17 protein-coding genes and 1 riboswitch are annotated in these 20604 nt (G+C 39.2%); of the genes, 6 read left to right on the top strand and 11 right to left on the bottom strand.

Annotated elements, in window-relative coordinates; genetic code table 11:
* Positions 1-232 precede the first annotated feature (232 nt).
* Positions 233-1099: a glutamate racemase gene (gene murI, locus AB4J89_RS18535; RefSeq protein WP_311755749.1), complete on the bottom strand. Its 867-nt coding sequence runs from the start codon at positions 1097-1099 to the stop codon at positions 233-235.
* Positions 1044-2912, bottom strand: a complete 1869-nt coding sequence (gene btuB, locus AB4J89_RS18530; protein ID WP_311755748.1) for a TonB-dependent vitamin B12 receptor BtuB — start codon at positions 2910-2912, stop codon at positions 1044-1046. Before btuB ends, murI begins: the two co-directional genes overlap by 56 nt.
* Positions 2913-2980: 68 nt before the next feature.
* Positions 2981-3189, bottom strand: a riboswitch (cobalamin riboswitch).
* Between the two features lie 112 nt (positions 3190-3301).
* On the opposite strand from btuB, the gene trmA reads away from it, so the two are divergent.
* The gene (trmA, locus tag AB4J89_RS18525; RefSeq protein WP_368470267.1) at positions 3302-4399 is read left to right on the top strand and encodes a tRNA (uridine(54)-C5)-methyltransferase TrmA; all 1098 of its coding nucleotides are present in this window, start codon (positions 3302-3304) and stop codon (positions 4397-4399) included.
* A gap of 123 nt (positions 4400-4522) precedes the next feature.
* Here the strand turns inward: trmA and AB4J89_RS18520 are convergent, their stop codons facing one another.
* Together AB4J89_RS18520 and fabR are read right to left on the bottom strand one after the other, a co-directional pair.
* The gene (locus tag AB4J89_RS18520) at positions 4523-4924 is read right to left on the bottom strand and encodes a YijD family membrane protein (RefSeq protein WP_036933245.1); all 402 of its coding nucleotides are present in this window, start codon (positions 4922-4924) and stop codon (positions 4523-4525) included.
* A complete protein-coding gene (fabR, locus tag AB4J89_RS18515) occupies positions 4924-5610 on the bottom strand; it encodes an HTH-type transcriptional repressor FabR (protein ID WP_069366914.1) in 687 nt (228 codons plus the stop codon). Before fabR ends, AB4J89_RS18520 begins: the two co-directional genes overlap by 1 nt.
* 199 nt (positions 5611-5809) lie before the next feature.
* Between fabR and sthA the strand changes: the two genes are divergently transcribed.
* Positions 5810-7207 (top strand): Si-specific NAD(P)(+) transhydrogenase, encoded by a 1398-nt coding sequence (gene sthA / locus AB4J89_RS18510; RefSeq protein WP_069366816.1) that lies wholly within the window; start codon positions 5810-5812, stop codon positions 7205-7207.
* Here the strand turns inward: sthA and oxyR are convergent.
* The 5 genes from oxyR to argC form a co-directional block, all read right to left on the bottom strand.
* Positions 7199-8116, bottom strand: a complete 918-nt coding sequence (oxyR, locus tag AB4J89_RS18505; protein ID WP_075672972.1) for a DNA-binding transcriptional regulator OxyR — start codon at positions 8114-8116, stop codon at positions 7199-7201. The two genes, sthA and oxyR, sit on opposite strands and share 9 nt — an antisense overlap.
* A gap of 260 nt (positions 8117-8376) precedes the next feature.
* Entirely contained in the window at positions 8377-9759 is a 1383-nt protein-coding gene (argH, locus tag AB4J89_RS18500) for an argininosuccinate lyase (protein ID WP_088494071.1), read from the bottom strand.
* Between the two features lie 77 nt (positions 9760-9836).
* Complete coding sequence (locus AB4J89_RS18495; protein ID WP_088494072.1) at positions 9837-11045, bottom strand: argininosuccinate synthase; 1209 nt, start codon at positions 11043-11045, stop codon at positions 9837-9839.
* A 75-nt stretch (positions 11046-11120) separates the two neighbouring features.
* Complete coding sequence (gene argB / locus AB4J89_RS18490) at positions 11121-11894, bottom strand: acetylglutamate kinase (protein ID WP_088494073.1); 774 nt, start codon at positions 11892-11894, stop codon at positions 11121-11123.
* A gap of 20 nt (positions 11895-11914) precedes the next feature.
* Entirely contained in the window at positions 11915-12919 is a 1005-nt protein-coding gene (gene argC, locus AB4J89_RS18485; RefSeq protein WP_368470263.1) for an N-acetyl-gamma-glutamyl-phosphate reductase, read from the bottom strand.
* 100 nt (positions 12920-13019) lie between these two features.
* Here argC and argE point away from each other — a divergent pair, with 100 nt between their 5' ends.
* Entirely contained in the window at positions 13020-14183 is a 1164-nt protein-coding gene (argE, locus tag AB4J89_RS18480; protein WP_368470261.1) for an acetylornithine deacetylase, read from the top strand.
* Positions 14184-14264: 81 nt separating this feature from the next.
* Here the strand turns inward: argE and poxB are convergent, their stop codons facing one another.
* Complete coding sequence (poxB, locus tag AB4J89_RS18475) at positions 14265-15989, bottom strand: ubiquinone-dependent pyruvate dehydrogenase (RefSeq protein ID WP_088494075.1); 1725 nt, start codon at positions 15987-15989, stop codon at positions 14265-14267.
* A gap of 566 nt (positions 15990-16555) precedes the next feature.
* On the opposite strand from poxB, the gene AB4J89_RS18470 reads away from it, so the two are divergent.
* Genes AB4J89_RS18470 through AB4J89_RS18460 form a run of 3 tightly spaced genes read left to right on the top strand, consistent with a single transcriptional unit; the run spans position 16556 to position 19001 of the window.
* Positions 16556-17377, top strand: coding sequence for a DUF3100 domain-containing protein (locus AB4J89_RS18470; RefSeq protein ID WP_023583450.1), 822 nt, complete (start codon positions 16556-16558; stop codon positions 17375-17377).
* Positions 17374-17823: a hypothetical protein gene (locus tag AB4J89_RS18465; RefSeq protein ID WP_006534124.1), complete on the top strand. Its 450-nt coding sequence runs from the start codon at positions 17374-17376 to the stop codon at positions 17821-17823. Before AB4J89_RS18470 ends, AB4J89_RS18465 begins: the two co-directional genes overlap by 4 nt.
* A complete protein-coding gene (locus AB4J89_RS18460; RefSeq protein ID WP_023583449.1) occupies positions 17823-19001 on the top strand; it encodes a M20 family metallopeptidase in 1179 nt (392 codons plus the stop codon). Before AB4J89_RS18465 ends, AB4J89_RS18460 begins: the two co-directional genes overlap by 1 nt.
* A gap of 72 nt (positions 19002-19073) precedes the next feature.
* Here AB4J89_RS18460 and AB4J89_RS18455 read toward each other — a convergent pair whose 3' ends face one another.
* Positions 19074-20087 carry a LysR substrate-binding domain-containing protein gene (locus AB4J89_RS18455; protein ID WP_318621033.1) on the bottom strand — a complete coding sequence of 338 codons (1014 nt, stop codon included), beginning with the start codon at positions 20085-20087 and terminating at the stop codon, positions 19074-19076.
* Positions 20088-20604 lie beyond the last annotated feature (517 nt).

Raw genomic sequence — 20604 nt, 5'->3', positions numbered from 1 at the left:
GCTGCCGTTTCCGGTCTTCTGCGTTGTTGCGAGGAGGTGCATTCTACATCTTCCTCATTCAGTGTCAAGCGTTTATTTTCAAGGCTTTTCACTTTTTTTCTTCGTTCTCTCGGCTAACTCACTTAGCGTGGTTTGCCGTGACAACGAGGGCGCATTATAGGGAGTTTTGTGAAGCTGGCAACACTTTTTTTGAGTTTTTTTACTGACCGTTGAATTTTCAATCAAATTGCACTTAAAGCGCCAGTTTTCTGAGCGATTCGAAGCCAAAACTCGCTAAAACAGGTTTTAGTAATTCGCTATTCTCATCTTCTTTTAAGCAATAAGCGAAGCTAATTTTATTTGAACCTTTTATTTTCGCTTGATTTACGACCAACCACGCAGTTCTTCGTGCAATTGCAGCACCAGAATCGATGATCCGTGTGCCATCAGGCAAAACAGAAAGAAGTTCATCCGCTAATAAAGGGAAATGAGTACAACCTAGTACCACTGTATCCGGTGGCTCTTTCATTTTTAGCCAAGGTGTAAGGATTTTGCGAAGCTCATCTAAAGAAACCTCTTCACCATGAAGTTTTCTTTCTGCCAGTTCCACCAGCTCAGCCGAACCTAAAGAGTGAACTTTGCAATCAGTTGCAAAGCGTTCAATAAGTTCATGGGTATAAGGACGTTTAACTGTTGCTCTGGTCGCTAATAATCCAACCACGCCATTACATGTTAATTTAGCCGCTGGCTTAATCGCCGGAACAACACCCACAATAGGGATCTCTGTAAACTTGGCGCGTAAAGCAGGAAGACTTACTGTACTAGCTGTATTACAAGCAATAACAATTGTGGCGAGATCATGTTTTTCAGCAACTGCGCTAACTATTCGAACAACACGGTCAATAATGAACTCTTGTGATTTTTCACCATAAGGGAAAGCTTCATTATCGAAAACATAGATATAGTGAGCCTCCGGTAGTTTTTCACGGATCTCACGATAAACAGATAAACCGCCAACCCCTGAATCAAAAACTAATACAGTAGGGTTAGCGGTAGATAGTGCATCAGAAGTTGTAACTTCCTGTGAGGAAGTATTCTCGTCCTGGCGTGCGATAGCCATAAGCTGTCTCATAATCTTTATCAAACAGGTTGGCTATTCTACCACGAATTGAGAGATGTGATGTAATAGGATATGAAGCAGTTAAGTCCCAAATACTCACTCCACCTAAAGAAACATTCTCATAAGTTCCGTAATCTTTATCTGTGCGCTGACCGATATATTGGTAAGTCACACCCATATCGAGTTTCTCGACTTGCCAATCAAGTTGATATTTCAACTGTTGACGAGCACGACGATCAAGGCGTTGATGTGTTTCTTTATTTCTTGCATCTATATATTGCAAGTTAAAGGTATGATGAAAAACCCAAGTATCCATTTCACCTGTAAATTCCACACCTTTAATTAATGCCTTTCCAACATTGTAATTACGATATGGGTAGTTCGATTCACTTTGGATCAACGAATCAACATCATTACGATACGCAGTTAATCGCCACTCTAAAGGCCCAGTTAATCCTTCAAAGCCCCCTTCCCACTGTTTACTCTTTTCGGGTTGTAAGTTCGGATTACTTCCCCATTCACTATAAAGTTGCATTAGTGTCGGTGCTTTAAATGCCGTACCATAACCACCAATCACACGATAACCGTCAACAAACTCCCAACCTAGGTTAGTTTGCCAAGTGGTATGCCAGCCATATTCCGAATGTTTATCAGAACGTACTGAGGCTTCAGCGATAATCTCACCTAATTTTTGCTGTCCTGTTAGATATAAGCCAGTATTGTCGAAGTGTTCTTTATTAGGAAATCCGTTAGAACCCGCTTTAATGGATTGACGTTGCCAATCAACACCACCACCAATACTGCCATTCCCTAATAAAAGGTGATTTCCCCACTGCACATTATATTGTTCAGAGTTGGTAAAACGGCTTCCTTTACCATAGCGACCATAACGAGGATCATAGTCATAATCTTTGGTGTAGTTATAGCTGGTATTTAAAGAAGAAGAGTAGTTATCGCGATGAAACTTCACTCCACCATCATAGGTGCGGCTAAATAGAGCTCTTGTATCCGTTAATGTATCGTTATAACTGTCATAATAAGCATCATAAGCGGTGCGATTATCAAAACCATAAGCTCGTGCATATAAAGAAACGTCATCATTAATATCATGATTAACCCCTAACCACAGTGACTTATTCATAAAGCCATCACGATCAGGTTGTGGATATCCACCCGTATTTCCATTCGCTTCTACATCATAACCTTTGGTATAGAGATAACTACCTGCTGCGGTTAATGTTGTTCTATCCCCGACTTTCTGTTTTACCGAACCATCATATTCTTGATAACCATGAGAACCCATTGTGGCATTAAGCGTTCCTCCTTCCGTTTTTCTTTCTGTGAGGATATTAATCACGCCGCCAATCGCATCTGAACCATAAACAGAAGAACGAGGCCCTCTTATATATTCAATACGTTGAACAAGAGAAAGGGGAATTTGGCTAATATCGGAACTACCAGATACGTTAGCCTGATTTAAACGCACACCATCCACTAAAATAAGAACATGACGAGATTCAGTCCCACGTACATAAATAGAGCTCATCTGCCCTATTCCGCCGTTTTGCCCCACATCAATACCCGGCATTCTGCGTAATACATCAATAACACTATTACTCTGCCAACGATCGATCTGTTCACGTTCAACAACAGTGATAGGCGCTAGAATAGAAGAATTAGGCTCTTGAAAGCGATTCGCTGTCACACTTAACGTATCACTGTTATTAGCAAACGCACCAAAACTGCTCACCATTACACTCAAAGCCACACTCGAAGCCATACTAGAAATAAGAAAAACTTTTTTATTATTCATGAAAATCTGCATCCAACAGAATAAGTAGCAGGATGCCGCCAAAATTAAATAAAGCGCGTATTTAATTTAAGATGCGACAGGTCTTCGGCAGGTCTTCGGACTCTAGGTTAAATAAACAATTTTGTATATTTAAGATAATGACTTCCCACCGCACTTATTAAGGTGCTTTGTAGTGTCTTTTATTATCCTTGATCCTATTACCGCTGCGCGTCAGTTCTGGCTTTGCACCAGATTCCCTTTTCACTCCTATTAGGAGACCGAATAACTATGCTACGATTTCAAATCCACTGAGTCCAGAAATTGAACATGAAGAATACTGGACATCTTCATGAGGATCTCTACAATTTCGCTCGCTTAACTTTATTACTGCCAAAAAAAGGCGAGATACCATGCAGAATTCATTACCAACGCAAACATATCAGTCTCAACTGAATGAAAAAACACAACGTCTACAAACAATGATGGCTCCTTTTAATGCGCCTGAAGCAGAGGTTTTTTCATCACCAGAACAGCATTATCGTATGCGTGCGGAATTCCGTATCTGGCATGAAGAAGATTCTCTCTATCATATTATGTTTGACCAAGAGACTAAGCAGCGTATTCGAGTTGACCAATTTCCGGTTGCCAGCCAACTTATTAATAAAATGATGTCTGCCTTGTTAGCAGAAATAAAAGATAAACCGACACTCAGAAAGAAACTGTTTCAGATTGATTATCTTTCTACGTTGAGTAATAAAATTATTGTCTCACTGCTTTATCACAAAAAAATTGATGAAACTTGGCAACAAGAAGCAATAGCGTTACGCCAATCATTAATTGCTCAAGGTTTTGATGTGCAATTAATCGGTCGTGCATATAAAACAAAAATTATGCTCGATAACGATTTTATTGATGAAGTGCTACCTGTCGCTGGCAAAGAGATGATTTATCGCCAAGTTGAAAATAGCTTCACGCAACCTAATGCACAGGTCAATATTAAGATGTTGGAATGGGCATTAAAGGCAACAGAAAATGCAAAAGGCGATCTGCTTGAGCTGTATTGCGGTAACGGTAACTTTTCATTAGCGCTCGCGCGTAATTTTGATCGCGTACTGGCAACAGAAATTGCAAAACCTTCTGTTTATGCCGCACAATATAATATCGCAATGAACAATATTGATAATGTGAAGATTATTCGCATGTCTGCTGAAGATTTTACTCAAGCAATGAATGGAGTAAGGGAATTTAAACGCCTAGAAGGGATCGATTTAAAAGATTACCAATGTGAAACCATTTTTGTTGACCCGCCTCGTAGTGGTTTAGATGAGAAAACTGTAGAGTTGGTTAAAAGTTACCCTAGCATTTTATACATTTCTTGCAACCCAGAAACACTGAGCCAGAATTTAGAAACGCTAATTAAAACACACAAAATCAGTAAATTAGCTTTATTTGATCAATTCCCATACACCCATCATATGGAATGTGGCGTATTATTAGAAAAAAGATAACTGCTTATTTCACTTGTTATAGATAAAAAATCTCCAATAGCACCAATAAAAACAAAAACACCAGCAAGATAACTTGCTGGTGTCAAAATTTCGCTGTGTTTACAACAAAGAGATAAGTACAGACTAGTACTGTTCTGCTTGTGATGCTCTTTCAGCTTCTTCAGCTTGTAGGCGTAAGCGTTGGCGCTGTTTAAATTGACGATAAATCCACAACGCAACAATAACAATACAAACAGAAGAGAAAAAGTTTGAACCCCATTCAGGGTTAACGGTTCTGGTGTAAGCGTTATAACCGAATAGACCTAATAAAAAGAATGAAAAAATCAGCTTAGGCATACCATCGGTCATAGGTTGATTTAAATAACGCTGATATAAACAGTAAACTGCCAAGATTAAACTGATGAGTGGGAAAACTGACCACGTCTCAATAAATGAATTAAAAAAACTCGAATATGTACCATGTAAAGCGACACCAATGACTGTGGCAAGTAATAGCGTGCTTTTTTCACAGCGATTTTGTTCCATCATTTGTCTCCTTTCTGATGCGTTTTTTTCTTTATCTCTGGGTTATCTTGTAGAGGTATTTGCGTTTCTTGCTCACGTCGATACCAATAATAGGCACCTTTAGCAATCATTCGCAGTTGTATAACTAATCTTTCTTCTAATTGTTGACGCTTTTCAATATCAATATCCAGTGCCTCTGCGCCTGCACTAAATACAATAGTGACCATTGCTTCAGATTGCATTTCTGTAAAATAACGTGGCATATGACTTTCTTGCTCAAGGTAGTCTGCCAGTTCTGCAATAAAATGTTGGATCTCTCGTGCGACTGCGGCACGAAATTCCGCCGAAGTCCCAGAACGCTCACGTAATAATAATCGAAACGCATTAGGATTATTGCCAATGAATTCCATAAAAGTTGCTACTGATGTTCTAATAACACTGCCGCCTTTCGCAATACGTTGACGTGCTTGGCGCATTAATTGACGTAACATCAATCCACTTTCGTCAACCATCGTGAGTCCTAGTTCATCAACATCTTTAAAATGACGATAAAATGAGGTAGGTGCAATACCAGCTTCTCTAGCCACTTCTCGTAAACTTAGGCTTGTAAAGCTACGCTCGGCACTGAGTTGGCTAAAAGCAGCTTCAATTAAAGAGCGACGGGTTTTTTCTTTTTGTTTAGCTCTGATGCCAATATTATTACTCACGGAAATCCTGATAATCCTAATTTGGTTTATACTCAATATATCAAACTTTGTTAAAAAAGCAGTGCGTACAATCATCTCTCAAGACACATTCTCATAAAAACTCAACAAAGTGTGACTAATGCCCTTAATGTCAATTGGGCTATTATTCATTCTAATGTTAATATAGCGTTGTCGGTTTGTATAAAACAGGTCTCTTCCTATGCAACATTCTCATTTCGATGCAATTGTGATCGGTTCAGGTCCTGGCGGTGAAGGCGCGGCCATGGGGCTTGTTAAACAAGGAAAGCGCGTCGCAGTTATAGAACGTTATAACAAAGTCGGTGGTGGCTGTACTCACTGGGGAACCATTCCTTCAAAAGCCCTACGCCACGCTGTAAGTCGTATTATCGAATTTAATCAAAACCCGCTTTACAGTGACCAATCTCGTCTCATTAACTCCTCTTTCTCTCAAATACTTCGCCAAGCCAGTACCGTAATTAGTCAACAGACTAAAATGCGTCAAGGTTTCTACGAGCGTAATAATTGTACAATGTATTCGGGCGAAGCTGCGTTTATTGATGAGCACAGGATCAGCGTGCGTTATCCTGATGGCACTTGCGATATTCTTTCAGCAGATAATTTTATTATTGCAACAGGCTCACGCCCTTATTGTCCACCAGATGTCGATTTCTCTCATTCTCGTATTTATAACAGTGACACTATTCTCGATTTAGAGCATGAACCTCACCATGTCATTATTTATGGTGCTGGTGTTATTGGTTGTGAATATGCCTCTATTTTTAGAGGATTAAGAGTAAAAGTAGACTTAATTAATACTCGTGATCACCTATTGTCTTTCCTTGATCAAGAGATGTCTGATGCACTTTCTTATCACTTCTGGAATAACGGCATTGTTATTCGTCATAATGAAGAATATGAAAGTATTGAAGGTGTCGATGATGGAGTGATTGTTCACTTAAAATCAGGTAAAAAAGTCAAAGCAGATTGCCTACTTTATGCGAATGGTCGAACAGGAAATACAGACACACTTGGCTTAGAAAACGTGGGTATTAAAACAGATAGTCGTGGACAAGTTTCTGTTAATGCACATTACCAAACCAGTTGCGAACACATTTATGCCGTCGGTGATGTCATTGGTTACCCAAGTCTGGCTTCAGCCGCTTATGATCAAGGTCGAATTGCAGCTTTGGCGATCACAACCGGAAAATCAGAAACACATTTAATTGAAGATATTCCGACGGGGATCTACACCATTCCTGAAATTAGTTCTGTTGGTAAAACAGAGCAACAACTCACTGCAATGAAAATTCCTTATGAAGTGGGTCGCTCTCAATTTAAACATCTAGCAAGAGCACAAATTGCAGGCATGAATGTTGGGAGTTTGAAAATTCTCTTCCACCGTGAAACCAAGCAAATTTTAGGTATTCACTGCTTCGGTGAGCGTGCCGCTGAAATTATTCATATCGGCCAAGCGATTATGGAACAAAAAGGTGAAGGCAATACTATCGAGTATTTCGTTAATACTACCTTCAACTATCCAACAATGGCAGAAGCCTACCGTGTTGCTGCACTTAATGGTTTAAACCGCTTATTTTAATGCGTTTTGTTTTTCTGCATAAAATGCGGTCATATGTTCACGGATTGTCTCTGCTAACTGTTCATAACGATTACGCAAAGGCGATCCGGGACGATAAACCAAAATAATAGAACGTGATGGATTGGGATCAGTACATTCTAGATAACAAACCCCATCACGTTTTTGTTCTTGAGGTACAGATAAATCAGGTAATAACGTGATCCCACTACCAGCAGCGACCATATTACGCAAAGTCTCTAAACTCGTTGCTCTAAAATGCGTATCTTCTTTAGCACCCGCTTGGAAGCAAAACCCTAACGCTTGATCGCGTAAACAGTGCCCATCTTCTAACATTAATAAACGCTGACCTGCTAAGTCGCCCATCGGTACAGACTCGCGTTCATGCCAAGGATGTCCTTCATAAATTGCTAACTTCATTGGCTCTTCAAATAGAGGCACTTCAATAAATGGCGCACTCTCTTTTACCATTGCTAAAATTGCACAGTCGAGTTTTCCACTATCTAATTGAGCTAATAAGCTATGAGTTTGTGCTTCATGAAGATACATCTCTAACTTAGGGTAGTTTTTATGTAATTCAGGAATGATATGAGGCAATAAATAAGGGCCAACCGTAGGAATAAGCCCAATATGTAAAGGCCCTGCCATACTTTCACCTTGCAATGAAGCCATTTCTTGTAGCACTTTAACTTCGCGTAAAACGGTTTTCGCTTGATCCACCAGCAACAAACCTTGTTGAGTAAACAGAACTTTACGGCTAGTTCTTTCAAGCAACATCACGCCAAGTTCATCTTCAAGTTTACGAATTTGGCCACTTAATGTTGGCTGACTCACATGGCAAGAATCTGCCGCACGACGAAAATGTTTATGCTCAGCTAGAGCCACCAGATATTCCAAGTCACGGATATTCATTGCAGATCCCACATTTATTGCTGATAGTTAATGTCTATAGATAATATAGTAACTGATAAATTTTTCTATCAGTCGAATGTTATTCTGTCTCTCTTTTTCAATATTTTTTGAATAAACAACTCAAACAAAACTAATTACTTCGTACTCTAAAGAATTCAAGATGAGTATAGATATTATCGGCAATTTAAAATAAAAGAACAGGGTGACATTCACCCTGTTCTTTTTGAATAACAGTAAGTTGTCTCAGATAAGCGCTTTTCTTATTTATTTATATCTAAAATTTCTTTGGCTTTTTCTATCGCATAAGCAACCTGTTTTTGAGAAACACCCCCTTTTGCAAGACGTTTATCTAAACAAGATTGAAGCGATAAAATATCATACACATCAATCATGATTTTACTATTAAACATCTGTAATTCAGAAAGAGGGAGCTCTTCAATCGCTTTACCTTGCTCAATGGCACAAACAACCACTTCACCCACAATATGGTGAGCTTCACGAAATGGCACACCTTTAGCAACAAGATAATCTGCCAGTTCGGTGGCATTAGCATAACCTTGTTTAGCTGCTTCTTCACAACGAGGGCGACGAATTTGGAGCCCATCAAGAACAAGAGTCGCCATATGCAAACAATCAGACCATGTATCGATAGCATCAAACAGCCCTTCTTTATCTTCTTGCATATCTTTATTGTAAGCGAGAGGCAAACCTTTTAAGGTCATCATCATGCCAGTTAATGCGCCTTGTACTCGTCCACATTTCCCACGGATAAGCTCAAGTGCATCTGGGTTTTTCTTTTGTGGCATTAATGATGAACCAGAAGTCACTTTATCTGATAATTCAATAAAGCCCGCTTCACCACTATTAAAGAAAATAAGATCTTCTGCAAAGCGAGATAAATGCACCATACCAATAGCCGCAGAGGATAATAGTTCTAAGACATGATCACGATCGGATACGCTATCTAAACTATTATTGGTTGCGCTGGAAAAACCTAACCATCCCGCCAGTTGTTCACGATCGATATCATAAGCCGTTCCGGCTAAAGCACCGCAACCTAATGGGCTGACATCTAAACGTTTTAATGCATCAGCTAAACGACTTTCATCTCTGGCTAGCATTTCATTGTATGCTAAACACCAATGTGCAAAAGTGACTGGCTGAGCGCGCTGTAAATGGGTGTAACCCGGCATCACAGCATTTTGATTCTGTTCTGCGGTGATAACTAAGGCTTTTTGTAGCTCAACAATTGCTTGGCGAAGATGAATGACTTCTTCTTTACACCATAGCTTTAAGTCTGTTGCGACCTGATCATTACGACTACGACCTGTATGTAATTTTTTACCTAAGTCACCCACTTTGGCAATAAGCTTACTTTCAACCCAGCTATGAATATCTTCTGCATCACTTTGTAAAATAGACTGTGGGTTTGCCGTTACTTCTTCTGATAATTCATTTAACGCTTGCTCAAGTTGAGCTTGTTCATCTTGCGACAATACGCCAACTGTGACTAACGCTTTAGACCAAGCCACTGAGCCAAAGATATCCTGTTGTGCCAGTCGAAAATCAAACCGCAGTGAATCATTGAATTGTTTAAACCGTTGATCAGCTTCCTGACTAAAACGTCCACCCCAGAGTGCCATAATCGCTTCCTGTATTTATTCTGTGTAATAAAAAAGAGTGAGAGTGATACTTGTTAGCACCACTCTATTGCTTTGCGTTATTTCTTGCTCAGTGCACGAATACGTGATGGCAGGGAATATAAACGGATAAAGCCTTCAGCATGGCTGTGATCGTAAACTTCATCTTCACCAAAGGTTGCAAACTCTTCAGAGTACAGGCTGTTGTCTGATTTCTTCTGAATAGCATTTACATGACCTTTATAAAGCTCTAAAACCACTTCGCCATTCACATCTTTTGCCAGTGATTCAGCGGCAGCTTGTAGTGAAGCGCGGATTGGCGTAAACCAGCGACCATCATAAGCCACATAAGACATCTCTAAGCCTAGTTGCTGACGCCATTTAAATGCATCTCTATCAAGAACAAGTTGCTCAACACCACGCAGAGCCGCCATCATGATAGTGCCCCCTGGGGTTTCGTAACAGCCACGAGATTTCATTCCCACTAAACGGTTTTCAACAATATCAATACGTCCGATACCATGCTTAACACCTAATGTATTTAATGTATCTAAACATTCAAAAGGTGATTGTGTTTTACCGTTTACTGCGACAACTTCACCCGCTTTAACTGTAACGGTGACTAGTTCTGGTGTTTCTGGTGCTTTCTTAGGATCAACAGTCCATGCCCAGCAATCTTCATTTGAGGCATTCCACGGGCTCTCTAATACGCCACCTTCCGTTGAAATATGCCATGCATTTTCATCACGGCTATAAATTTTCTCAAGAGTTGCTGTTGTTGGGATATTACGAACTTTTAGATAATCCAACAGCGCTTCACGAGAACGTAAATCCCACTCTCTCCAAGGAGCAACCACTTTAAGCTGTGGAGCAAGTGCCGCATAAGTGCTTTCAAAACGAACCTGATCGTTACCTTTACCTGTTGCACCATGAGCAACAGCATCAGCACCTAATTTTAATGCAAGTTCAACTTGAGCTTTGGCGATAACAGGGCGCGCCATTGAAGTACCTAATAAATAGCTACCTTCATATAAAGCACCTGTTTTTAATACAGGATAGACATAGTCTTTGATAAACTCTTCACGTAGATCAACGACGTAACACTCTGAAGCACCTGAAGTTAATGCTTTTTGTTCTACACCCACTAAATCATCGCGGCTTTGACCAACATCAGCAACAAAAGCGACAACCTCACAGTTATCATAATGTTCTTTTAGCCAAGGAATGATTGCCGATGTATCCAATCCGCCAGAGTATGCCAATACGATTTTCTTAATACCTTTAGTCATAGTGATAACCTTCAATTCCCAATTTGTTTAAATTCTGCCAACTACCAAATAGCGATAAGATTTCTAGAGTGATTTTTAAGCTAAAATTCGGGTTCCTACTGCAACACCATTAAATAATGTCGTCAGTTTTTCAGCATGACGCCAACTTGCGATTTCAACAGGTCGTCCTAACGTTTTAGCTGCTTCCAATGCCGCGTTTACTTTCACTATCATGCCGTCAGTGATGATGCCCTGATCGATTAACATCTGTGCTTTTTCAGCTGACATCTCAGCAATCTTCTGACCTTTACCATCTAAAATGCCACTAACATCTGAAAGCAGGACTAAGTCAGCACCTAATGTTTCAGCAATAGCGGTTGCCGCTTGATCAGCATTCACATTCATCAGCTCACCTTTTTCAGTCATCCCAATAGAACTGATAATAGGTAGATAGCCAGCACCCAATAATAAATTGAGTAAATCAGGAGAGCCGGGAGTTGCATTTCCTACATGACCTAACTCTTCATTGATTTGAGTGACTTTAGCTAATTGTCCATCACCCAAAGAAAGCCCCACGCCATTAAGCCCAAACTTGGTTGCCCACGATAACAAGGTTTTATTGGCACTTCCGGCAAGTGCTCCTGTAATGATGTCTATCTGATCAGCCGGTGTGACACGAAGACCTTGCTTTTTCACCACAGGCAATTGCAATTTGCCCATTAACTCATCCACCAAACAGCCACCACCATGTACGATGACTAAAGGACGAGAATGCGTTGAGCGATATTGTTGTAATGCAGTGAAAAACCGCGTTAACGCTTCTTCATTATCAAGGAGCACACCACCCAGTTTGATAATTAATGGTTCCATGAAACTTCCCTACTCATTATTTAAATAAGTGATTCGGTTTCAGCGAAACCAAACCGAATGTTCATACATTGCACTGCTTGTGCAGCAGCCCCTTTCAGCAAGTTATCTTCAACACCTACCACAATCAGATGTTCACCTTGCTGAGCAAATCCGATATCACAAAATGCGGTTCCTACAACAGCTTTTAATGCAGGCAATCCTTTTTCATAAACACGCACTAATGGTTTATCTTGATAAGCATCTTCAAAGACTTGTCTTACATCCTCTTGTGTCACACCCGCTTTTAACTTACAGGTGATAGTGGCTAAGATCCCTCTCGCAAAATTGCCTAAATGAGGTGTAAAAATCACATCAATACCCAGATGTGTTGCAATCTCAGGTTGATGACGATGAGTAAACACACCGTAAGGTTGCAAACTCACTTCACAAAAACTGCTGGTTAGAGAGGCTTTTCTCCCTGCACCACTCACACCGCTGGTGGCATTAATAACAGGCCACTGTGCTGTATCTAAAAGTCCCGCTTCCACTAAAGGTTTTAGTGACAACTGAGAGACGGTTGGATAACAACCCGGCACAGCAATTAATTGTGCCTGACTAATAATGTCAGCATTCCATTCAGCTAATCCATAAACTGCCTGTGATAACCAATCAGTATTCTTATGCTCGAATCCATAGTATTGTTGATAAAAATGCTTGTTTTGTACTCGATAGGCACCAGACAAATCGAATACCACACAACCTTGCTCTAAAAAGACAGGAGCGATGTCATGGCTGACTTCGTGAGCTGTTGCGAGAAAAACGATATCAATGTTTTCAGCAGCTTTAGCGACATCAACCATCGGCTCAAGTGGCAGATCCACTAAACCACGAAATTGTGGATGAAGTTCAGAAAAGCACTTTCCTGCATCTGCACTTTGAGCTGATACCATCAGTCTGCTCAAATTCACATGAGGATGCTGCTGAAGATAGGCGGCTAATTCAGCGCCAGTGTAACCACTTGCTCCTACAATCAGAGTATTTAACATGTCATTCTTACCTTGTACTATGAACACAAACCGATTAATGTATTTTTATTCAAAAAAAGTGCATGAATATTGATACTATTATGAAGAAAGGCTGTCAACAGTGAATATTAAATTACCTACATTTATTGAGATTTATCGTCAATTAATTGCAACGCCCTCTATCAGTGCTACAGACGCTAAGAACGATCAAAGTAATGAAGCACTGATTAATTTGCTTGCTAATTGGTTGGAAACATTAGGTTTTTCAATTGAAATTCAACCTGTACCTGAAACACGAGGTAAATTTAACCTTCTTGCAACATTAGGAAAGGGGAAAGGTGGATTATTACTCTGTGGTCACACTGACACAGTACCGTTTGATGAAGGTCGTTGGACGCAAGATCCTTTTACGCTGACAGAAAAAGAAAATAAGTTATATGGCTTAGGTACTGCTGATATGAAGGGCTTTTTTGCCTTTATTCTCGATGCATTGCGAGATGTAGACACTAAGACGTTAACTCATCCTCTCTATATTCTCGCCACCGCTGATGAAGAAACTTCTATGGCTGGGGCTCGTTATTTTGCTGCTAATACGGCAATCCGCCCTGATTTTGCCATTATTGGCGAACCCACATCGCTAAAGCCTATTCGTGCGCATAAAGGGCATTTATCGAATGCGATACGCATTACTGGGCAATCGGGACACTCTAGTGATCCAGAAAAAGGGGTGAATGCGATAGAATTGATGCATGAATCAATTACTCACCTTAGTACATTGCGCGATACGTTAAAAACTCGCTATAACAACCCCGCGTTTGTTATCCCTTATCCAACGATGAACTTTGGTTATATTAATGGTGGTGATGCAGCAAATAGAATTTGTGCTTGCTGTGAATTACATATGGATATTCGCCCATTGCCGGGATTAACACTACAAGACTTGGATGATTTACTTCACGAAACATTAGCACCAGTCAAAGCACGCTGGCCGGGTCGTTTAAGTGTTGAGGCGTTACACGATCCTATTCCGGGTTATGAGTGCCCAACCGATCATAAAATGGTTGCAGTGATCGAAGAACTATTAGGTGAGAAAGCACAAACAGTGAATTACTGTACTGAAGCGCCGTTTATTCAAGATCTCTGCCCTACCTTAGTTTTAGGTCCAGGTTCTATTGAACAAGCACACCAGCCTGATGAATTTATCGATATGGCATTTATTGAGCCAACGCGTGAATTAATGGGGCAATTAATTGAAAACTTCTGTTTAACAGAAAAAGCGCAATAATAAAAAACCCTATCGGCTTATGTTGATAGGGTTTTTTATCTTCAATTAATACTCTAAATAATTCGAGTTACGGATAGGCGATTAGCGTAACCAATTAGTTTTGGCTAGTTGAACAATTTCATCACCTCGACCATTAATAATCGCTTTCATCATATACAAGCTAAAACCTTTTGCTTGTTCAAACTTCACTTCAGGAGGCATAGAAAGCTCTTGTTTTGCAGTGACTACATCCACAATCACAGGCCCATCATGTTCAAAAGCCTCTTTCAGAGCATGATCCAAATCTTCGCCTTTTTCTACTCGAATTCCTTTGATACCAGACGCATTAGCAATAGCAGCAAAATCCGGATTATGTAAATCCGTACCATCAGTTAAATAACCACCAGCTTTCATCTCCATCGCGACAAAGCCTAATACACTGTTATTAAAGATAATCACTTTAACCGGTAAGTTCATTTGAGCTAATGAGATAAAATCACCCATTAACATGGTAAATCCGCCATCACCACACATTGCTACAACTTGACGCTTTCTATCTAACGCCTGTACACCAATAGCTTGAGCCATCGCATTTGCCATAGAGCCGTGATTAAACGATCCCAATAAACGACGTTTTCCATTCATTCCAACATAACGAGCCGCCCACACTGTTGGCGTTCCGACATCACAGGTAAAAATAGCGTCATCATTTGCTAGTTCACTTAATCGACGCGCCAAATATTGTGGGTGAATAAGTTCACGCTCACTGGGTTGTGCTAGTGCATCCAGATCTTGCCGTGCTTTGGCATAATGTTTTAATGAGGCATCAAGGTGAGTGGTATCTGTTTTCTCTTTTAAACGAGGCTGTATTGCATTTAGTGTTGCTTTAATATCGCCAATCATCGCCATATCGACATGGCAATGTGAACCAAGACTGCTTGGATTAATATCGATTTGAATAATATTGGCTTTTGATGGATAAAATGCACGATAAGGGAACTGCGTACCTAATAACACCAAAGTGTCAGCATTTTCCATCGCATGATAACCCGATGAAAAACCAATTAACCCTGTCATTCCTACACTGTAAGGGTTTTTCCACTCAATGTACTCTTTCCCTCGCAATGCGTGTACAACAGGGGCTTTTAAGGTTTGAGCCAGTTTAATCACTTCATCGCGAGCTTGAGCACATCCTGCACCGCACATTAAGGTGATGTTTTTTGCATTATTCAGTGCATCGGATAATTTTTCGATTTCGAAACGATTAGGCATGATGAGTGGAAACTGTAACGGATACCAATTTTCATGCGCATCTTCTGGGGCTGGTTTTAGTGCAACATCCCCCGGCAATACAACAACCGCAACCCCTTTTTTCAAAATAGCGGTTCGCATCGCAATAGCAAGCACTTGAGGGATCTGCTCTGGGTTTGAGACTAATTCACAGTAATGACTGCATTCGCGAAAAAGTTCTTGAGGATGTGTTTCTTGAAAATAATTGCTACCAATTTCGGCAGAAGGAATATGCGCGGCAATCGCTAACACAGGAACATGATTACGATGGCAATCAAAAAGCCCATTGATAAGATGTAAGTTTCCTGGTCCACAAGAGCCAGCGCAAACCGCTAATTCTCCATTGACTGCGGCTTCTGCTCCTGCGGCAAAAGCCGCGACTTCTTCATGGCGGGTTCCCATCCACTCAATCGTTCCCATCTTTCGCAAGCTATCACTTAATCCATTGAGAGAATCGCCTGTCACGCCCCAAATACGTTTTACACCTGCATTATGGAGTACTTTAGCAATATAGGTTGCAACGGTTTGCTTACTCATGGTGATATTTTCCTCAGTTTTGGGTAAATTGCGCCTCTGCGAGCTGCACTTATCTTCTTCCCATATTCTGTTTCTCTTCCTCGCCAGCTTGCAGAGAAAATCATCTTACTAACTCAAATATAAAGAATAACACCAATCACTGTAATGTCACTGTCGTGATAAAGTGAGTGCTGATAAAATGTAAAAATAAAATATCACTTCCAAATACATTCATTAAATTTATAATAACCGCACCAAATAAGAATATATCTCATTAATAACGTATTATTATTTACTAAATTATAGACAAAGTCTGTTTATAGGATTATTTTAATAATTAAAATAATTTTTAATTATTATTTTCCCCTTCACATCTTTATTAACAATTAAGCTGACTCATTTCAGCCTTACTCACTGTCTTTATTAAAAAATTTAACTTTTTTCTATTTGTTAATAAATTTATCACCATTGTATTATTTCATGCCCCATGAAAAAGAGGTATGAAATAAACATGACATTGGTCACGCTACCTTTTGCTTTTTGTCCTCTAGAATAAAGCCTGATTATTTTTCAACGGAGATTAACGGATGGACAAAAGTAGAAGTCCGATAAAGGTTTTCTTTATTAGTATTCTGGCAGTCCTTTTCTTAATTTTTATTTCACAATATGTCATTGGTAAAAAAGAAATTAAGATTGGCATTGCGGTAATACCTATTTTACCAATGCTATTTGCTGTAATTATTGGTATGTGTATATCTGCTGGATTTACCCGTAAAAAAATTAAAGTATGGGGTAAATTATTTACAGAAAAAGAAGAAGGCTTCTGCGGTAAAATGGTAGGCTTCAGCCTGCTTATTTTAGGTACGCAATATGCAGGAATGATTGTTCCTAATATTAAAATGATTTTAAGTGTCGGTATTCCTTTATTTGTTCAGGAACTCGGAAACTTATTACCAGTATTAATTGCGGTTCCATTAGCCATTAAATTTGGATTTGGTCGTCGTGCAATTGGTGCTTGTTCATCTATTAGCCGTGAACCGTCTATCGCTGTTATTCAAGGTAAATTTGGTACAGGCTCTCAGGAATATATTGGTGTATTAGCCATTTATTTATGTGGTTCTGTTATCGGTACTTTATGGTTTAGCGTATTAGGTAGTATTGCTCCATTAACTGGATTACACCCACTCGCTCTTGCAGCTGGTTCTGGCGTGGGTTCAGGTTCAATGTTAAGTGCGGCATCAGGTGCATTAATTAATGGTCTTGATGAAGCATTAGCACAGCAAGTATTAAGTGTTGCCGCTGCATCTAACTTATTATCTTCAGCACTAGGCGCACTGTCATTAACCTATTTAGGTTTACCTCTTTCAGAAAAAATTTATAAAATTTTCACCAGAGGCAAAACTGCATGAAAAATATAATTATTGATATGAAATTTGTATTCGTTGCTATTTTACTGGCAATGTTTACTCAAACGTTAACATCAGGGATCGCTCTTTATGCAATGTGGGATAGCTTTATTGCTATGTCATTAGTGGTATTTATTTCACTCGTTGCAAAACATTATTTACCTTCATCTTTACCAACATTTGCTTATGCAACAATTATCGGGATACTTATTTGTTTACCCGAAACTCCGGTAAGAGATTTCTTTATTAGTTCTATTGGTAAAGTTTCTTTCTTATCTTGTTGTGTTCCTTTATTAGCATTTGCTGGTTTATCTGTTGGTGGTCAATTAGAAGAACTTAAGAAAATGTCATGGAAAGTTATTCTTATTTTCATGATTGTTTCAACTTGTTGTTTCTTTGGAGCATCAATCGTCGCGCAAATTGGATTTACTATCCAGGGAGTTATCTAATGAATAATATTTATAATGTCAGTGAAAAACTCTTTCAATTAAATGACTTTAGTAAAAAAACACGACAAGACCTGCACAAAATACCTGAGCTATCAGGTGAAGAATATAAAACATCTAAATACTGTCGTGAATTAATGGAAAGTTTTGGTTATCAAATTAAAACTTTTGATGGATATACTGGCTTCACAGCAGACTTAATTGTTAATTCTGAATTTCCATTAATTGCTATCCGTGCTGATATGGACGGATTAGAAATGCCAGACTTAACGAATAATGAACATAGTTCAGTTCACCAAGGTTGTGCACACAACTGTGGTCACGATACTCATATGACTATGGCATTAACCAGTGCTAAATATCTTGCCGAAAATAGAGAAGAGATGAGCGCGAACGTTCGCTTTATTTTCCAAATGGCTGAAGAAGATATGCGTGTACCTGGCGCTGAAAAAATGGTTGAACTTGGTTGCATGGAAGGCGTTGATGAAACTTACGCACTTCATAATGATGCAGCGATCGAAACAGGTTGTGTTCGCTTTAATGATGGTGTGATGTCATCTTATGGCTCTGCATGGACATTAGATGTTTATGGTGTTTCCGCACATGGTTCAACACCGCACAAAGGTTTAGATGCCATTCGTGAAGCAACCCGCTTGATTGATTATATGGATTACGTTGTTGCGAAGAAAACAGATCCATTTAGCCCTGCCGTCTTTGGTTGCGGCATGATCAATGGGGGAACAATCCCTAATGCATTAGCTGATCACGTACAAGCTCGCGGTACTATCCGCTCTATGGATGAAAATACCGACCAAGTGCTGAAAGCAAGTTTTGATGAAATTGTTGCACGCAGTACAGCTGGCGGATTTAAAACCACATTAAGCTATAGCGGATACCCTGCTGTTGTGAATCACCCAACTGCACACCAGCGTTTGTTAGATGCGATGCGTAAATTCTTACCAGAAGAGAATATTGAATCGAACGGTAAGCCAATGACAGGTAGTGAAGACTTTAGCTATATGGTTAACGCTACAAAAGGCAAAGTCGGTGCAATGTTCTTCTTAGGAAGTGGTAATCAGGCGAAAGGTATTAATAATTACCTTCACGCAAATCCTTATTTTGTCGATGATGATTGTTTATTAGTCGGTGCTCAGATTTTTGTTAATATTCTGACTCGCTAATCTCTTATTATTCTGCCCAAAGCCCGTTATTGCCCCCGCAAAAACGGGCTTTTTTCTATTCTGATCTGACGTCTATTCTACAACGCTATTATTCACATTCACTGAACGTAAATCAGGTAATCCTTGGTACACCTCTTTACTGTGCCATTGGGTTTCCCATTGCTCTGGCATCTGAATAACATTTCTATCAATATGTGGCGCATAGAGAGAAATAAACTCATGCATATAATCTTTCATATGAGTATGTTTACTGACACAGATGTGGGTATAACTCGGTTGCACTAAATGATCGATATTAATACATTTTAATGCGCCACCATCTTCAATCTCATCATAAGAGGCTGTTGCAATAACACCGATGCCTAAATGGCGCTTAACATAGTATTTAATAATCTCAGTATCCGTCGCGGTTAACGCCACCTTAGGCTTAAGATTATTTTTATAAAATACCTTGTCTAATTTAGATCCTCTTGTAAAACCAAAAACATAAGTAATCAGTGGATATTCAGCCATTTGTTCGATGGTAACCTGCTCATCATCTTTCAATAACGCAAGAGGATGATCATAAGGAACTAATAAACTACGTGTCCAACGATAACAAGGCAATGTAATAAGATCTTCATAAAGGTGCATAGATTCTGTTGCGATAGCAAAATCTACATCGCCATTTTTAACCATCTCTGCTAATTGAGCGGGCGCGCCTTGATGAAAATGTAGCGAAATATTAGGGTAATAGCGACGAAAGTGATCAATCACATTCGGCAATGAATAACGTATTTGAGTGTGTGTTGTCGCAATATGTAAATCGACTTTTTTATTACGATCTTCTTCAGCCACAATGCTCTTGATTCGGTCAACCTGCCCAAGAATATCGCAAGCAATTTTATGGACTTCTTTACCCATCGGGCTCAATGCTAATAAGTTATTATTTTTACGCACAAACAGCGACACACTTAATTCATCTTCTAATATTTTTAGTTGCTTACTGATTGTCGGTTGTGAGGTATAGAGTTTTTCAGCCGCATTAGTAATGTTGAAATTATTTTTCACGACTTCAACAAAGCTTTTCAGTTGATTAATGTTCATAGAGGTACCTGGGTTAATCTGCACAAATGCGCGGTTAATTATTAATTTTATAAATTTTTATTCTAAATATGAGTAATAGATAAACTATCTTTAATATCTCTGTCGTGATATCTCGTCATACTATCTTGATTTAATCTTATAATAAGAATAGCGAGATCTATTCTATTATCCACATTTTCACTTTAACTATTCGAAAGAATAATAAAGCAAAATAAGGTGTTATTATTTTCTACTTATCTATCAACCTTTGTATTATGCACAATGCTCATACAAATACGTTAGCCTATATCAAAAATAAATAGATGATAGACATAACACATTGTTATTAAAATAAAAAATAAGTTTATTTGCTTGTTTTTCTATGTGATATTTTCAATCAACTTAACGCAAATTAACCATTAGTAACACCATGAATTTTACACAAAAGCAGAATTACGTTATGATATTGATCACATTTTAATACATAGAGGCTCTGTTTTGTTATATCAAAACAACAAAGAAAAATTCCTAATATCTT

The organism is Proteus sp. STS61-E (genome assembly GCF_040932335.1).
In the GTDB taxonomy this organism is placed as follows: Bacteria; Pseudomonadota; Gammaproteobacteria; order Enterobacterales; family Enterobacteriaceae; genus Proteus; species Proteus mirabilis_B.
The sequence above is the reverse complement of the archived record's forward strand: the minus strand, read 5'-3'. Positions and strand labels throughout refer to the sequence as shown.

Bases quoted from the DNA above. Each gene is read 5' to 3' on its own strand.
- AB4J89_RS18470 (WP_023583450.1), top strand. From the start codon at position 16,556: ATGGACAAAAGTAGAAGTCCGATAAAGGTTTTCTTTATTAGTATTCTG.
- trmA (WP_368470267.1), top strand. From the start codon at position 3,302: ATGCAGAATTCATTACCAACGCAAACATATCAGTCTCAACTGAATGAA.
- btuB (WP_311755748.1), bottom strand. From the start codon at position 2,912: ATGAATAATAAAAAAGTTTTTCTTATTTCTAGTATGGCTTCGAGTGTG.
- AB4J89_RS18465 (WP_006534124.1), top strand. From the start codon at position 17,374: ATGAAAAATATAATTATTGATATGAAATTTGTATTCGTTGCTATTTTA.
- argH (WP_088494071.1), bottom strand. From the start codon at position 9,759: ATGGCACTCTGGGGTGGACGTTTTAGTCAGGAAGCTGATCAACGGTTT.
- murI (WP_311755749.1), bottom strand. From the start codon at position 1,099: ATGGCTATCGCACGCCAGGACGAGAATACTTCCTCACAGGAAGTTACA.
- argC (WP_368470263.1), bottom strand. From the start codon at position 12,919: ATGTTAAATACTCTGATTGTAGGAGCAAGTGGTTACACTGGCGCTGAA.
- argB (WP_088494073.1), bottom strand. From the start codon at position 11,894: ATGGAACCATTAATTATCAAACTGGGTGGTGTGCTCCTTGATAATGAA.
- AB4J89_RS18520 (WP_036933245.1), bottom strand. From the start codon at position 4,924: ATGGAACAAAATCGCTGTGAAAAAAGCACGCTATTACTTGCCACAGTC.
- oxyR (WP_075672972.1), bottom strand. From the start codon at position 8,116: ATGAATATCCGTGACTTGGAATATCTGGTGGCTCTAGCTGAGCATAAA.
- poxB (WP_088494075.1), bottom strand. From the start codon at position 15,989: ATGAGTAAGCAAACCGTTGCAACCTATATTGCTAAAGTACTCCATAAT.
- AB4J89_RS18460 (WP_023583449.1), top strand. From the start codon at position 17,823: ATGAATAATATTTATAATGTCAGTGAAAAACTCTTTCAATTAAATGAC.
- AB4J89_RS18455 (WP_318621033.1), bottom strand. From the start codon at position 20,087: ATGAACATTAATCAACTGAAAAGCTTTGTTGAAGTCGTGAAAAATAAT.
- AB4J89_RS18495 (WP_088494072.1), bottom strand. From the start codon at position 11,045: ATGACTAAAGGTATTAAGAAAATCGTATTGGCATACTCTGGCGGATTG.
- sthA (WP_069366816.1), top strand. From the start codon at position 5,810: ATGCAACATTCTCATTTCGATGCAATTGTGATCGGTTCAGGTCCTGGC.